Source organism: Staphylococcus canis (assembly GCF_016238445.1).
Taxonomy (GTDB): Bacteria; Bacillota; Bacilli; order Staphylococcales; family Staphylococcaceae; genus Staphylococcus; species Staphylococcus canis.
The window spans coordinates 22,806-39,225 of the sequence record NZ_JABANU010000020.1 but is presented as its reverse complement, the minus strand read 5'-3'; the positions used below and the strand labels follow the sequence as shown (position 1 = coordinate 39,225).

The 16,420-nt window shown below is 41.3% G+C and carries 8 protein-coding genes and 1 pseudogene; 7 read left to right on the top strand and 2 right to left on the bottom strand.

The features are described 5' to 3' along the window. Nucleotides 1-94: 94 nt before the first annotated feature. Together HHH54_RS08335 and HHH54_RS08330 are read right to left on the bottom strand one after the other, a co-directional pair. Complete coding sequence (locus tag HHH54_RS08335) at nucleotides 95-313, bottom strand: hypothetical protein (protein ID WP_198618379.1); 219 nt, start codon at nucleotides 311-313, stop codon at nucleotides 95-97. A gap of 105 nt (nucleotides 314-418) precedes the next feature. Next, nucleotides 419-637 carry a hypothetical protein gene (locus HHH54_RS08330; protein ID WP_198618378.1) on the bottom strand — a complete coding sequence of 73 codons (219 nt, stop codon included), beginning with the start codon at nucleotides 635-637 and terminating at the stop codon, nucleotides 419-421. A gap of 280 nt (nucleotides 638-917) precedes the next feature. Between HHH54_RS08330 and HHH54_RS11540 the strand changes: the two are divergent. The 7 genes and pseudogenes from HHH54_RS11540 to secA2 all read left to right on the top strand — a co-directional run. Further along, nucleotides 918-7,067: pseudogene (locus HHH54_RS11540) on the top strand (hypothetical protein); the annotation flags it as partial. Between the two features lie 1,263 nt (nucleotides 7,068-8,330). Beyond that, entirely contained in the window at nucleotides 8,331-8,492 is a 162-nt protein-coding gene (locus HHH54_RS08320) for an LPXTG cell wall anchor domain-containing protein (RefSeq protein WP_198618377.1), read from the top strand. A gap of 319 nt (nucleotides 8,493-8,811) precedes the next feature. Then, complete coding sequence (secY2, locus tag HHH54_RS08315; RefSeq protein WP_198618381.1) at nucleotides 8,812-10,020, top strand: accessory Sec system protein translocase subunit SecY2; 1,209 nt, start codon at nucleotides 8,812-8,814, stop codon at nucleotides 10,018-10,020. Nucleotides 10,021-10,030: 10 nt separating this feature from the next. Then, entirely contained in the window at nucleotides 10,031-11,587 is a 1,557-nt protein-coding gene (gene asp1, locus HHH54_RS08310; protein ID WP_198618376.1) for an accessory Sec system protein Asp1, read from the top strand. Then, on the top strand, nucleotides 11,571-13,136 hold the full coding sequence (gene asp2 / locus HHH54_RS08305; RefSeq protein ID WP_198618375.1) for an accessory Sec system protein Asp2: 1,566 nt from the start codon (nucleotides 11,571-11,573) through the stop codon (nucleotides 13,134-13,136). The genes asp1 and asp2 overlap by 17 nt, the downstream gene beginning before the upstream one ends. Next, on the top strand, nucleotides 13,126-14,016 hold the full coding sequence (asp3, locus tag HHH54_RS08300; protein ID WP_198618374.1) for an accessory Sec system protein Asp3: 891 nt from the start codon (nucleotides 13,126-13,128) through the stop codon (nucleotides 14,014-14,016). The genes asp2 and asp3 overlap by 11 nt, the downstream gene beginning before the upstream one ends. After that, nucleotides 14,016-16,409 (top strand): accessory Sec system translocase SecA2, encoded by a 2,394-nt coding sequence (gene secA2, locus HHH54_RS08295; RefSeq protein WP_198618373.1) that lies wholly within the window; start codon nucleotides 14,016-14,018, stop codon nucleotides 16,407-16,409. The genes asp3 and secA2 overlap by 1 nt, the downstream gene beginning before the upstream one ends. Nucleotides 16,410-16,420 lie beyond the last annotated feature (11 nt).

Below are 16,420 nucleotides of genomic sequence, written 5' to 3'. Positions count from 1 at the left end.
TAGTTGACTCAACAAGTACTTCAGTAAGTGCCTCAAAAAGCGTAGCACAATCACAGAGTACATCAGCAAGTGCTTCGAAGAGTGAAGCCTTATCTCAAAGTACATCATTGAGTGAGTCGAAGAGCGCGTCATTATCAGCAAGTACATCAAGTTCAATAAGCGCATCGACATCAGCAAGTGCAAGTACTTCATTAAGTACCTCAGAATCGTTAAGTACATCAGCGTCAGCAAGTGCAAGCGCATCACAATCAGCGAGTGAGTCAGCATCAGCAAGTGAATCAGCATCAACAAGTACATCTATGAGTAAAAGCACATCACAAAGTATAGTTGACTCAACAAGTACTTCAGTAAGTGCCTCAAAAAGCGTAGCACAATCACAGAGTACATCAGCAAGTGCTTCGAAGAGTGAAGCCTTATCTCAAAGTACATCATTGAGTGAGTCGAAGAGCGCATCATTATCAGCAAGCACATCAAGTTCAATAAGTGCATCGACATCGGCAAGCGAAAGCTCATCATTAAGTACCTCAGAATCGTTAAGTATATCAGCATCAACAAGTATGAGTGCATCGCAATCAGCAAGTGAGTCAGCATCGGCAAGCACATCAACTTCTACAAGTTTATCTATGAGTAGAAGCACATCACAAAGTGTACTAGCATCAACAAGTACATCGGTAAGTGAATCGAAAAGTGTAGCGCAATCACAAAGTGTATCAGCAAGTGCTTCGAAGAGTGAAGCCTTATCTCAAAGTACATCATTGAGTGAGTCGAAGAGTGCATCATTATTAGCAAGTGAAAGTACTTCAACATCAGTAAGCAACTCAACAAGTGCGTCATTAAGTGCATCTGAATCAGCAAGTACGTCTGCATCAGAAAGCGAAAGTACTTCAACATCAGAAAGTAACTCAACGAGTGAATCAGTGAGTGCATCTGAATCAGCGAGCACATCAGCATCAGAAAGTGCAAGCACTTCAACTTCAGCAAGTGAATCGACAAGTGCATCAGTGAGCGCATCTGAATCAGCGAGCACGTCAGCATCAGAAAGTGTGAGCACTTCGGCTTCAGTAAGTGAATCGACAAGCACATCATTAAGTGCATCAGAGTCAGCAAGTACGTCAGCGTCAGAAAGTGAAAGCGCGTCGACTTCAACAAGCGAGTCAACAAGTGCATCAGTGAGTGCGTCAGAGTCAGCAAGTACATCAGCGTCAGAAAGTACAAGTGCATCGGCTTCAGCAAGTGAATCGACAAGTGCATCAGTGAGTGCATCTGAATCAGCAAGCGCGTCAACATCAGAAAGCACAAGCACTTCGGCTTCAACAAGTGAGTCGACAAGTGCATCAGTGAGTGCATCAGAGTCAGCAAGTACATCAGCATCAGTAAGCGAAAGTACTTCAACATCAGAAAGTGACTCAACAAGCGCATCAGCATCAGCAAGCACAAGCGCTTCGGCTTCAACAAGCGAGTCAACAAGTGCATCAGTGAGCGCATCTGAATCAGCAAGTACGTCAGCGTCAGAAAGTGCAAGTACTTCAACTTCAACAAGTGAGTCAGTAAGTGGATCAGTGAGTGCATCTGAATCAGCGAGCGTGTCAACATCAGCAAGCGTAAGCACATCGGCTTCAACAAGTGAATCGACAAGTGCGTCAGTGAGTGCATCTGAATCTGTAAGTACATCAGCATCAGAAAGCACAAGTACTTCGACTTCAGCAAGTGAGTCAACAAGTGCGTCAGTGAGTGCGTCTGAATCAGCAAGTACGTCAGCGTCAGAAAGTACAAGTGCATCTGAATCAGCAAGTGAGTCAACAAGTGCATCAGTGAGTGCATCTGAATCAGCAAGCGCATCAGTATCAGAAAGTGAAAGCGCGTCGACTTCAGTAAGTGGATCAGTAAGCGCATCTGAGTCAGCAAGTACGTCAGCGTCAGAAAGTGCAAGTACTTCAACTTCAACAAGCACGTCATTAAGTGAATCAGAGTCAGCAAGTACATCAACATCAGAAAGTGTGAGCACTTCGGCTTCAGTAAGTGAGTCAACAAGCACATCGGTAAGTGAATCAGAATCAGCGAGCACATCAGCATCAGAAAGTGCAAGCACATCGACTTCAACAAGTGAGTCAACAAGTGCGTCAGTGAGTGCGTCTGAATCAGCAAGTACGTCAGCATCAGAAAGCACAAGTACTTCAGCTTCAGTAAGTGAGTCAACAAGCACATCAGTAAGTGAATCAGAATCAGCAAGCGCGTCAACATCAGAAAGCACAAGTACTTCGACTTCAGCAAGTGAGTCAACAAGTGCATCAGTGAGTGCATCTGAATCAGCGAGCACATCAGCATCAGAAAGCGCAAGCACATCGGCTTCAACAAGCGAGTCAACAAGTGCATCAGTGAGCGCATCTGAATCAGCAAGTACATCAGCGTCAGAAAGCACAAGTACTTCGACTTCAACAAGTGCGTCAGTGAGTGCATCTGAATCAGCAAGTACGTCAGCGTCTGAAAGCGAAAGCACTTCTACTTCAGCAAGCACGTCATTAAGTGAATCAGAATCAGTGAGCACATCAGTATCAGAAAGCGCAAGTACTTCAACTTCAACAAGTGCGTCTGAATCAGCAAGCGCATCAGTATCAGAAAGTGAAAGCGCGTCGACTTCAGTAAGTGGATCAGTGAGTGCATCTGAATCAGCAAGTACATCAGCATCAGTAAGCGAAAGTACTTCAACATCAGAAAGTAACTCAACAAGTGCATCAGTGAGTGCATCTGAGTCAGCAAGTACATCAGCATCAGTAAGCGAAAGTACTTCAACATCAGAAAGTAACTCAACGAGTGCATCATTAAGTGAGTTTGAATCAGCGAGCACATCAGCATCAGCAAGTGCAAGCACATCGGCTTCAACAAGTGAGTCAACAAGTGCATCAGTGAGTGCATCTGAATCAGCGAGTACATCAGCATCAGCAAGTGCAAGTACTTCAACTTCAACAAGTGAGTCAACAAGTGGATCAGTGAGTGCGTCTGAATCAGCAAGTACGTTAGCGTCAGAAAGCGCAAGTGCGTCTGAATCAGCAAGCACATCAGTATCAGAAAGTAACTCAATGAGTGCATCAGTGAGTGCGTCAGAGTCAGAAAGTACAAGTGCATCGGCTTCAATAAGTGAGTCAACAAGTGCATCAGTGAGTGAATCTGAATCAGCGAGCGCGTCAACATCAGAAAGCACAAGCGCTTCGGCTTCAACAAGTGAATCAACAAGTGCGTCAGTAAGTGCGTCTGAATCTGTAAGTACATCAGCGTCAGAAAGCACAAGTACTTCAGCTTCAGTAAGTGAGTCAACAAGCACATCGACTTCAGCAAGTGAGTCAACAAGTACATCAGTAAGTGCATCTGAATCAGCAAGCGCGTCAACATCAGAAAGCACAAGCACATCGACTTCAGCAAGTGAGTCAACAAGTACATCAGTAAGTGCATCTGAATCAGCGAGCACATCAGCATCAGAAAGCACAAGTACTTCGACTTCAGCAAGTGAGTCAACAAGCACATCATTAAGTGCGTCTGAATCAGCAAGCGTATCAGTATCAGAAAGTGAAAGCGCGTCGACTTCAGTAAGTGAGTCAACAAGTGCATCAGTGAGTGCATCAGAGTCAGCAAGTACATCAGCATCAGTAAGCGAAAGTACTTCAACATCAGAAAGTAACTCAACGAGTGCATCATTAAGTGAGTTTGAATCAGCGAGCGCGTCAACATCAGAAAGCACAAGTACTTCGACTTCAACAAGTGCGTCAGTGAGTGCATCAGAGTCAGCAAGTATGTCAGCGTCAGAAAGCGCAAGTACTTCAACTTCGACAAGTGAGTCAGTAAGTGGATCAGTAAGCGCATCGGCTTCAGCAAGTGAGTCAACAAGTGGATCAGTGAGTGCGTCTGAATCAGCAAGTACGTCAGCGTCAGAAAGCGCAAGTGCATCGGCTTCAGCAAGTGAGTCAACAAGTACATCAGTAAGTGCATCTGAATCAGCGAGCACGTCAGCATCAGAAAGTGTGAGCACTTCGGCTTCAGTAAGTGAATCGACAAGCACATCATTAAGTGCATCAGAGTCAGCAAGTACATCAGCATCAGAAAGCGCAAGTACTTCAACTTCAACAAGTGAGTCAGTAAGTGGATCAGTGAGTGCATCTGAATCAGCGAGCGCGTCAACATCAGCAAGCGCAAGCACATCGGTAAGTGAATCAGAATCAGCGAGCACATCAGCGTCAGAAAGCACAAGCACTTCGACTTCAGTAAGTGAGTCAACAAGTGCATCAGTGAGTGTATCTGAATCAGCAAGTACGTCAGCGTCAGAAAGTGCAAGCACATCGACTTCAGCAAGCGAGTCAACAAGCGCATCAGTGAGTGCATCTGAATCAGCAAGCGCGTCAACATCAGAAAGCACAAGCACATCGACTTCAACAAGCGAGTCAACAAGCACATCAGTAAGCGCATCCGAATCAGCAAGTACGTCAGCATCAGAAAGTGCAAGCACATCGACTTCAGCAAGCGAGTCAACAAGTGGATCAATGAGTGCGTCAGAATCTGTAAGTACGTCAGCGTCAGCAAGCACAAGCACATCGACTTCAACAAGCGAGTCAACAAGCACATCAGTAAGCGCATCTGAATCAGCGAGCACATCAGCATCAGCAAGCACAAGCGCTTCGGCTTCAACAAGTGAGTCAACAAGTGTGTCAGTGAGTGCGTCTGAATCTGTAAGTACATCAGCGTCAGCAAGCACAAGTACTTCAGCTTCAGTAAGTGAGTCAACAAGCACATCAGTAAGTGCATCTGAATCAGCGAGCACATCAGCATCAGAAAGCGAAAGTACTTCAATTTCAGCAAGTGAGTCAACAAGTGCATCATTAAGTGCGTCTGAATCAGCAAGCGCATCAGTATCAGAAAGTGAAAGCGCGTCGACTTCAGCAAGTGAGTCAACAAGCACATCAGTAAGTGCATCTGAATCAGCGAGCACATCAGTATCAGAAAGCGCAAGTACTTCAACTTCAGTAAGCGAGTCAACAAGTGCGTCAGTGAGTGAATCAGAATCAGCGAGCACATCAGCATCAGCAAGCACAAGCACATCGGCTTCAACAAGTGAGTCAACAAGTGCGTCAGTGAGTGCGTCAGAATCTGTAAGTACGTCAGCGTCAGCAAGCACAAGCACTTCGACTTCAGCAAGCGAGTCAACAAGCGCATCAGTGAGTGCATCTGAATCAGCAAGCGCGTCAACATCAGAAAGCACAAGCACTTCGACTTCAACAAGCGAGTCAACAAGCGCATCAGTAAGCGCATCTGAATCAACAAGTACATCAGCGTCAGAAAGTGCAAGCACATCGACTTCAGCAAGCGAGTCAACAAGCGCATCAGTGAGTGCATCTGAATCAGCAAGCGAGTCAACAAGCACATCAGTAAGCGCATCTGAATCAGCAAGTACATCAGCATCAGAAAGTGCAAGTACTTCAACATCAGAAAGTAACTCAACGAGTGCATCAGCGAGCACATCAGCGTCAGAAAGTGCAAGCACATCGACTTCAGCAAGTGAGTCAACAAGTGCATCAGTGAGTGCATCTGAATCAGCGAGCACATCAGCATCAGAAAGCGCAAGCACATCGGCTTCAACAAGCGAGTCAACAAGTGCATCAGTGAGCGCATCTGAATCAGCAAGTACATCAGCGTCAGAAAGCACAAGTACTTCGACTTCAACAAGTGCGTCAGTGAGTGCGTCTGAATCAGCAAGTACGTCAGCGTCAGAAAGCACAAGTACATCAGCTTCAGTAAGTGAGTCAACAAGCACATCAGTAAGTGAATCAGAATCAGCAAGCGCGTCAACATCAGAAAGCACAAGCGCTTCAGCTTCAGTAAGCGAGTCAACAAGTGCATCATTAAGCGCATCTGAATCAACGAGCACATCAGCGTCATTAAGTGAATCAGAATCAGCAAGTACGTCAGTATCAGAAAGCACAAGCGCATCGACTTCAGCAAGTGAGTCAACAAGTGCATCATTAAGTGCATCTGAATCTGTAAGTACATCAGCGTCAGAAAGTGCAAGCACATCGGCTTCAGCAAGTGAGTCAACAAGCACATCAGTAAGTGAATCTGAATCAGCGAGCACATCAACATCAGTGAGCGCAAGTGCATCAACTTCAACAAGCGCGTCAGTGAGTGAATCAGAATCAGCAAGCGTATCAGCATCAGAAAGCACAAGCGCATCGACTTCAGCAAGTGAGTCAACAAGTGCATCATTAAGTGCGTCTGAATCAGCGAGCACATCAGTATCAGAAAGCGAAAGTACATCGACTTCAACAAGTACGTCATTAAGTGAATTTGAATCAGCAAGTGCATCAGCATCAGAAAGCACAAGCGCTTCGGCTTCAACAAGTGAATCAATGAGCGCATCAGCATCAGAAAGTGCAAGTACATCGGCTTCAACAAGTGAGTCAACAAGCACATCAGTAAGTGAATCAGAATCAGCAAGCGCGTCAGCATCAGAAAGCACAAGTATTTCTACTTCAGCAAGTGAGTCAACAAGCACATCATTAAGTGCGTCTGAATCTGTAAGTACATCAACATCAGAAAGCGCAAGCACATCGGCTTCAACAAGTGAATCGACAAGTGCATCAGTGAGTGAATCTGAATCAGCAAGTACGTCAGCATCAGCAAGCACAAGTACGTCAGCTTCAGTAAGTGAGTCAACAAGCACATCAGTAAGTGAATCAGAATCAGCAAGCGCGTCAGCATCAGAAAGTGAAAGCGCGTCGACTTCAGCAAGCGAGTCAATAAGTGGATCAGTGAGCGCATCTGAATCAGCAAGTACATCAGCGTCAGCAAGCACAAGTGCCTCAACTTCAGCAAGTGAGTCAACAAGTGCATCAGTGAGCGCATCTGAATCAGCGAGCGCGTCAACATCAGAAAGCACAAGCACTTCAGTTTCAGTAAGTGAATCAACAAGTGCATCAGTGAGTGAATCTGAGTCAGCAAGTACATCAGCATCAGAAAGCACAAGTACTTCTACTTCAGCAAGTGAGTCAACAAGTGAATCATTAAGTGAGTCTGAATCAACAAGTACGTCAACATCAGAAAGCACAAGCGCTTCGGCTTCAACAAGCGAGTTAACAAGTGGATCAGTGAGCGCATCTGAATCAGCAAGTACGTCAGCATCAGCAAGCGAAAGTACTTCAACATCAGAAAGTAACTCAACGAGTGCATCATTAAGTGAGTCTGAATCAGCAAGCGCGTCAGCATCAGAAAGTGAAAGCACATCGGCTTCAGCAAGTGAGTCAACAAGTGCATCATTAAGCGCATCTGAATCAACGAGCACATCAGCGTCATTAAGTGCATCTGGATCAGCAAGTACGTCAGTATCAGAAAGCACAAGCGCTTCGGCTTCAGCAAGCGAGTCAACAAGTGCATCAGTGAGTGCATCTGAATCAGCAAGTGCGTCAGTGAGCGCATCTGAATCAGCGAGCGCGTCAACATCAGAAAGCACAAGCACATCGACTTCAACAAGTGAGTCAACAAGTGCATCAGTGAGCGCATCTGAATCAGCAAGTACGTCAGTATCAGAAAGTGCAAGCACATCGACTTCAGCAAGCGAGTCAACAAGTGGATCAATGAGTGCGTCAGAATCTGTAAGTACATCAGCGTCAGAAAGTACAAGCGCTTCGACTTCAACAAGTGCGTCATTAAGCGCGTCTGAAACACCAAGTGATTCATCAACAAGTGCATCAGTAAGCGCATCTGAATCAGTAAGTACGTCAGCGTCAGCAAGCACAAGCGCTTCGGCTTCAACAAGCGAGTCAACAAGTGCATCAGTAAGCGCATCTGAATCAGTAAGTACGTCAGCGTCAGCAAGCACAAGCGCTTCGGCTTCAACAAGCGAGTCAACAAGTGCATCAGTAAGCGCATCTGAATCAGCAAGTACGTCAGCGTCAGAAAGTGCAAGCACTTCAACTTCAACAAGTGAGTCAACAAGTGCATCAGTGAGTGCATCTGAATCAGCAAGTACGTCAGCATCAGAAAGTGCAAGTACTTCAACATCAGAAAGTAACTCAACGAGTGCATCAGTAAGCGCATCTGAATCTGTAAGTACATCAGTATCAGCAAGCACAAGCACTTCAGCTTCAGCAAGTGAGTCAACAAGTGCATCATTAAGTGCGTCTGAATCAGCAAGTACATCAGCGTCAGAAAGCGCGTCGACTTCAGTAAGTGAATCGACAAGTGCATCATTAAGCGCATCTGAATCAATGAGTACGGCATCATCGACAAGTACAAGCACTTCAACTTCAACTTCAACAAGTACGTCGATGAATCCATCAACATCAGAGTCTATGGATGAATCAACAGCAACAACTAAAGGCAAAGAAGCACTTCCTGAAACAGGTCAAGCTTCAAATAATAATGGATTACTTGGTGCGTTTGCAGCGATGTTAGCTGGTTTAGGTTTAATCAAAAAATCTAGAAAAGATCGCAATGAGAAACAATCGAAGTAGACCATACTAAATTGAACATGTTATTGAGAGGCTAAATGCTAAAATTGTAAATATTGGGGTATATTTCTAATGTTAGGTTGTTAAGAAACAAAGCATACGACTGGGGCATCACAATGTTTCCAAGGAAATATTAATGTGCTGTCCTGTCGTGCTTGATATGTGCTTTAAATCATATCAATGTAGTGGTTTCGTGATACGACAGGTGAGCCAACATGTGTTGTATCACGATAGAGCTACATAAAAAATATATTGCCTCAGTAGCTTTAGTCTCTTGAATGGCATGTGATATCAAAAGAGGGTTAATGTGAAAAATAATTTAGTGCATCGTATTTTTAAGCAATACGAATATAAAGTTTTATATAAACGTTTGATATTTACGTTTTTTATTCTATTCATATACATATTTGGAAGTCATCTCGCATTAATTGACAATAGTGCTATTCGTCAACAAGATAATGCGTTTTTTAAACTTGCCGTTTCAAATGTTGGCGGCGATATTCATACGATTAATGTCTTCTCTCTGGGACTTGGACCATGGCTTACTGCGATGATTTTTTTAAGTTTAATGGCATATCGTGATGTAGAAAAAACAATGTTGCAGACTCGAGCAGAACGCCATTATAAAGAGAAATTTTTGACATTAGCTTTGGCTATTATCCAAGGTTTGTTTGTTATTAATCAATATGTGCAACACGATAAAGTGAATCAACAGCAAATGTGGTTTTTCTTATTAATTTTAGTTGCAGGCACAATGATGTTAGTGTGGCTTGCTGATCAAAATGTGCGACATGGAATTGCAGGGCCAATGCCTATAGTGATGTTGAGTATTGTGAAGTCTATTTTCCAGCATCAGCTATCAGATATTCATATTCAACAATCAATTTTAATAGCAATTATTGCTTTCATCGCTGTAGCATTAATACTTTTATTACTACTTGAATTGATTGAATATCAAATGCCGTATCGCGATATTATGAGTGTTTCTAAGTTTAGACCTTACACATATTTAGCTTGGAAGTTAAATCCAGCAGGTAGTATTTCGATTATGATTAGTTTGTCTGTGTTCATTTTATTGCATAGTCTGATTACTTTAATTGCGGCACAGTTTATTGATGACGTGAAGGTCTTTAATGTTTTAACATTTGGTCATGTCATTGGAATTACGGTGTATTTAGTGATACAGATTACTTTAGGTTATGCATTATCTCGGTTAATGATTAATACCAAACAAAAGACTAAAGATTTTCTTAAAAATGGGAATTATTTTGTAGGCATCTACCCTGGACCTGAAACAGAGCAGTACTTGAACCGAAAAGCTCGTCGCATTTGTTGGATGGGGTCAGTCATTGTAGGACTTATCATCGGAGTGCCTTTATATTTTTCATTACTTGTCCCTCAGTTTTCACAACAAATCTACTTTGTTGTTCAGATGATTATTATGGTTTACATCGGCATTAATATTGCTGAAACGATTAAAACCTATCTTTATTTTGATAAATATCAAGATGTGCTAAATAAATATTGGTAAGGAGTTTTTTATGAAACGTTTTATTCCGGCATGGTATGGTGCTGAAATATGGTGGAAGTCCATGCAAACCGCTTTTTACGAGCAACAATCTGTTACTGAATATGATGAATTGATTAGCTTAATGACGATGCATCTCAAAAATGATAAAGCTTTTGAAATTGTGTTGTTACACTATCAACCTGAATTACGTTTGTTTTTACATCGCAATGACTTATATGAGGCAACGTATTGGTCTGTATTTGATGAAATTCAAGGTTTTACGAAACGTCCTACACAATCTGTAGATTATCGAAGTTTGAATTGGTCAGATCATACAGAATTTATTTATACGCCGCATTTAGTTCGTGCGATTGAAAGTGAAGCCACTTACTCAAATATTTATTTTAATCAAGAAGGATATTTAAATCGTATTGAACGATATGATGATGATGTGTTGAAATTCAGTTATATTTTTGATGATCGTGGATATTTATCAAGTTATGTCACTTATAATAATGCGGCGCAACCTATTTATCAGTATTACATGACGATTCATGGGGATTGGATTATGCGTGAAGATGTAATGCATGGTGAAGTTACGATTGCTGAAAACTATCAATCACAATTTCAACACAGTACGTATTCATCTATGGAAAGTATCATTAGTGAGCGTTTACGTCATTATCTTGAGAATATAGATACTAGCGTACCTTTTGTTGTTGCGGCTGATGACCGTCATCATGCAATTATTGAAAAGGAGATTGCATCTCATTTATTATGTTTTTCAATTTATCAACAACGCGAGCCTTATATGGAAGTGCCACAATATCAAGCGCTTCAAAGTGGTGACTTTATTTTAGTTGATACACAGCATCAAGAACTGCGTTTAAAACACTATTTTGAAACAGTGCCTCATTCTCAGAAGTTGATGCGCATTACACCTTTTGCGACGGAAGTGTTGCCAAATATTAGTAGTCAACTTTATGAATACAATATTGGTGTTTGGATAGATGGTATTACTACAGGAGCACTACAAGAAACCTTGAAATATTTCAATACGTATATGGATGAAGATGAGAATATACGTATTGTCTTATTACGAAGAGAGGCGACGCTTCCAGTGCCCGCTTGGCTTAATACGTATGTTGCACAGGTTAATGAACAACGTAATGCGACTGATGTGGTTTCTCAAGAAGTCGATGAACTATTAGAAGATGAACCTATTGAATATATAAAGGTTCAAACAGTTCCATTTGAAAATGATGTGATTGAAGCGATGTCGACATTGCGTCTGACTGTAGATTTAAGAAAAGAACCTGATTTATATCTTCAAATTTGTGGTCTTAGTGCGGGTATTCCTCAAATTAATCGACAACAGACAGAATACGTACAACATCATCAAAACGGCTATATTATTGAAAGCGCTAAGCAATTGCCGGAAGCATTAGATTACTTTTTCCATCACTTAAAAAATTGGAACCAATCTTATGCCTTTTCAATGAAACTTGCGAAACACTATCGTTCAGATAGGATATTAAAACAATTAGATGAATGGTTAGAAGGGGTATCGTATGGTACGGAAAATTAAAAAGTATAAAGTGCTACAAATTGGCGGCGAAAACTTTCAACCGCAGTTGGCTAATCCTCAAGATGTTAAATGGAATTATATTGATATTGACACAATTCATGGGCTTGCTGAAGAAGGGCGTGCTTTTGAGAGTGAGACTAAAATCAACGGTAAATACGACATGATTTATATCGAAGCGCCACATTCAACAATGCTTATGCGTGTACTTGAACGTATCGCTTTACCTTTCAATACCTTTATTGACGAGGGCTATTGGGACGCGTCCTATCAATCGGAAGAGGTTGTAGAACAGCGCATTATTCGACCATTGACGTATCGTACATATGAAGAAAAGTCTGAAAAAATACAGGCGTTAACTTTCTCAGGACAGTATGGCGATAAAGTCTCACCTAAACACGGTATTGTGAACCGTTCATTTTCTGGAGATGCGCGTTATATTGGCAATCACCAATTGAAGCTGGAAGGTCATTTTGGAGAGGTGCTTCAACCGATTGTGACATGGCAAAATCATCTTTACTACGATGAGCATAAAGTGATTCAGATATGGCCAGAATATCAAACAACGGGGACGGTTGAGGTGCAATATACGTTTCGTTTGCTTTCTACTGATCCAGCGTCACATGTTATCGATACGTATGTGCTGAATGAGGCAGAACTGACAGAACCGTTAGAAATACCGATTCACGACCAAAATGCGAATATCACGATTAGTGTGTCCGCAAAAGGAGAAGGGACATTAACACTTGGTGCTGTTCATAAACGATGGTCACGTATTGAAATGGGTCAATTTATCTTTGGGGGCAAACGCTACGCCGATTCAACACGTGATGAGTTGATTTATTATTTTGACCCTGGTGACATGAAGCCACCATTGAACGTATATTTCAGTGGTTATCGTTCAGCAGAGGGGTTTGAAGGGTTCTTTATGATGCGTCATTTCAATGCGCCTTTTATTTTAATTGGAGACCCACGAATTGAAGGGGGCGCATTTTACCTTGGTTCAGACGACTATGAAGCACAAATTCAGTCTGTTATTCAAAATGCACTAAAAAAGTTGAATTTTAAGTCGAATGAGCTTATTTTGTCTGGATTATCGATGGGGTCATTTGGCGCATTATATTATGGTGCGAAATTGAATCCTTCCGCGATAATTGTAGGTAAACCGTTAATTAATATTGGTACAGTTGCGGATAACATGCGTTTAAGACGTCCGGAAGACTTCGGGACGGCGCTAGATGTTTTGTTGAAAAACGAAAAGAGTTTGAGTGCATCGGCGATTACACGATTGAACAAACGATTTTGGGATGTGTTTGGCCAAGCGGATATGTCTCAGACTACATTTGCGATTGCACATATGGAAGATGATGATTATGATTTATATGCTTATGAAATGTTGTTACCTATTTTATCAAAGCAACACGCACGTGTGATGAGTCGTGGTGTACCAGGACGACATAATGACGACTCTCCAACAATTACGAGTTGGTTTATTAATTTTTACAATATCATTTTAGAAAGTCAGTTTGGGAGGGAACCACATGATATCTAATACGTTATTTGAAATTCGATGGACACAAGTGACGCCAGATACATTTATGTATGGTTCGCTACTCAAATTTGATGATGATGTTACGCATTTTGAAAATGCCTTAATGCCTTCTGGTGTAACGATTCATAAATGGCGGATGGTCACGAATCATATGCAAGATAAAATGATTCCAACGTTACCGATTCTTCAAAGAAACCATACGTATCATTTCAAATTTGAGTATGAGGTGATACCTGAAGCGAGTATTTATTTTAAGCTAACATTTAAACGTAAAAATGGCACCATCTGTGATACACAAATTATTCAAGGTCATGAAGCGATAGTTCATTATCCAGATGAAGCGTTTCAATATGACATAGATATGATTAATGCGGCGTCTGAACAACTGACATTTCACAAAATTACGATTGCGCAAGAGGATGAGGCTGAGCGTTCCACAGATTTAGAAATATATACATTAAATCAAAAGAATGATGTAACAATACCGATTAATGTCCTATTTGTAGAAAGTGGTGGAGTATCAGAATCAGCGATTGCGCACCTGCCAAATATCGTCGTTGTCTCACATTGGTATGATGTATCGGTGGATCGTATTTGGCAAGTATTGCAAGAAGCTTTAAATATAGAAGATTCGAAGGCGTATTATCACTTTATAGGATATGGTGAACAGTCTAATATTATGGCGTACCAAATGGCGCAATATTCCAAAGGCCATGCGCTTTTGAGTGCACCGATTGAACACATGGAGAACGGTTCGAATTTCACCGTATATGGCCATTCCTTGTCAAAAGACAATCCGCTTTACACAGTAGCACCAGTTTTAGGTCATCATCAATTGCGACTGTTAAACACTGAAATGTTAACTGGAGGTGTGCGTTAATGTCTAATAACATTCAACACATCATTAATCAAAAACGTATCAATCGACTGAAACGCACATTGAAGAAAATCAATCAATATCAAGCAGAATTTGAAACATTGAGTGATGAAGCACTACAACACAAAACAGCACAGTTCAAGCAAGCTTTAAAAGATAAGACGCATACACTTGATGATTTATTACCAGTAGCATATGCCGTAGTGCGTGAAGCGAGTCGACGTGTACTAGGTATGTTTCCAAAAGACGTTCAAGTGTTAGGGGCTATTGTATTGCATGAAGGGAATATGGCTGAGATGCAGACGGGTGAAGGGAAAACGCTAACTGCAACGATGCCACTTTATTTAAATGGCCTAACAGGAAAAGGGGCTTATTTAATCACAACAAATGATTATTTAGCAAAGCGTGATTACTTAGAAATGAAGCCGTTGTTTGAATGGCTCGGCTTGACGATTGCGCTTGGCTTTGTGGATATTCCAGATTATGAGTATGAACCTGATGAGAAAAAAGAAATTTATCGTCATGATATTGTGTATACGACTAACGGCCGTCTCGGTTTTGATTACCTGATTGATAACTTAGCAGATGGACACGAAGGTAAATTTTTACCCCCACTTTATTACGGTATTATTGATGAAGTAGATTCGATTATTCTGGATTCCGCTCAAACGCCGCTCGTTATATCTGGTGCGCCACGTTTACAGTCTAATTTATTTCGCATTGTGAAAGCATTTGTAGAAACGCTTGAAAAAGAGACACATTTTGAAGTGGAAACCGTAAAGAAAGAAATTTGGCTTACTGATGCCGGAATTGAAAAAGCGAATGCGTATTTTGGCATTCCCAATCTTTATGATGCCGATTATTTTGATTTGGTACGTAATATCAATTTAGCATTACGTGCACGTTACTTGTTTGAAGCGAATATGGATTATTTTGTGTACAACGGTGAAGTGGTCCTCATTGATCGTATTACTGGACGTATGATGCCAGGGACAAAGTTGCAGTCAGGTCTTCATCAGGCCATCGAAGCAAAAGAAGAAATTGAAATTTCTAAAGATATGAGTGTTATGGCGACGATTACATTTCAAAATTTATTCAAAGAGTTTGAACAGTTTGCGGGGATGTCCGCGACGAGTAAGCTCGGTGAAGAAGAGTTTTTAGAACTCTACTCCAAAATTGTCGTGCAAATTCCAACAGATCGCCCCATTGAACGTATAGATTATCCAGATCGTGTGTTCATTAATGCGTTGCGTAAAAATGAAGCGATTTTAGCACGTGTTGAAGCATTACATGAGATGCAGCGGCCGGTTCTACTCATTACACGTACAGCAGAAGTTGCAGAATATTTTTCTAATGCATTATTTGAAAAAGATATTCCTAATAACTTACTGATTGCACAAAATGTTGCGAAAGAAGCGCAAATGATTGCTGAAGCGGGTCATTTAAATGCGGTGACTGTCGCAACAAGTATGGCAGGACGTGGTACGGATATTAAGTTAGAAGATGGTGTGAAAGAGCTTGGTGGTTTGGCAGTAATTGTGACAGAACATATGGAAAACAGTCGGGTCGATCGACAATTACGTGGACGCTCAGGTCGTCAAGGAGATCCTGGGAGCTCGCAAATTTATATTTCACTCGATGACTATCTGGTGAAGCGTTGGGGTAAATCTAAGTTGCTTGAACAGTCAAGACTTGATGAAATGTCACCAGATGACCTTGAACAAAGTAAAATTTTTCAGCGACGTGTCAATAAAGTGGTACGTAATGCCCAACGTGTAGCTGAAGAACAAGGCATGCGTGCACGTGAAATGGCAAATGAATATGAAAAAAGCTTAAGTATTCAGCGGAACTTAATTTATCAAGAACGTAATCGTATTTTAAATTTATGGAACAGAACGGATTTAAATTTAAGTGATATTGCAAGAGATGTGTTTCGACATGATTTACCGAAATCATCGGAACTCACTGAAGCATATGTTGTTGAATATATTTATAAACATTTGAGTTTTCAATTTAAAAAAGATTTATCAGACATCAATATTAAACGTAAAAAAGAGGTTATCGAATATCTTGTGGCACTTTTTGAAGAACGGTTAGATCATCAGCAAGCAAAATTGAATAATGACTATTTATTTACACGATTTGTTCAAAAAGCAATCTTGAAAGCCATAGATAGCAATTGGATGATTCAAGTAGATTATTTACAGCAACTGAAAGCGAGTGTGAATAACCGTCAACATGGTCAACGTAATGCGATTTTTGAATATCACCGTGTCGCGTTAGCGTCGTTTGATGCGATGAAACTTCAGATTAAAGCGGATATCATTCAATATTTATGTCAAAGTGTGACCACTTTTGATAAGAAAGGTAAGTTAGTGGTACATTTCCCTAGCTAAAAGAGGTGAGT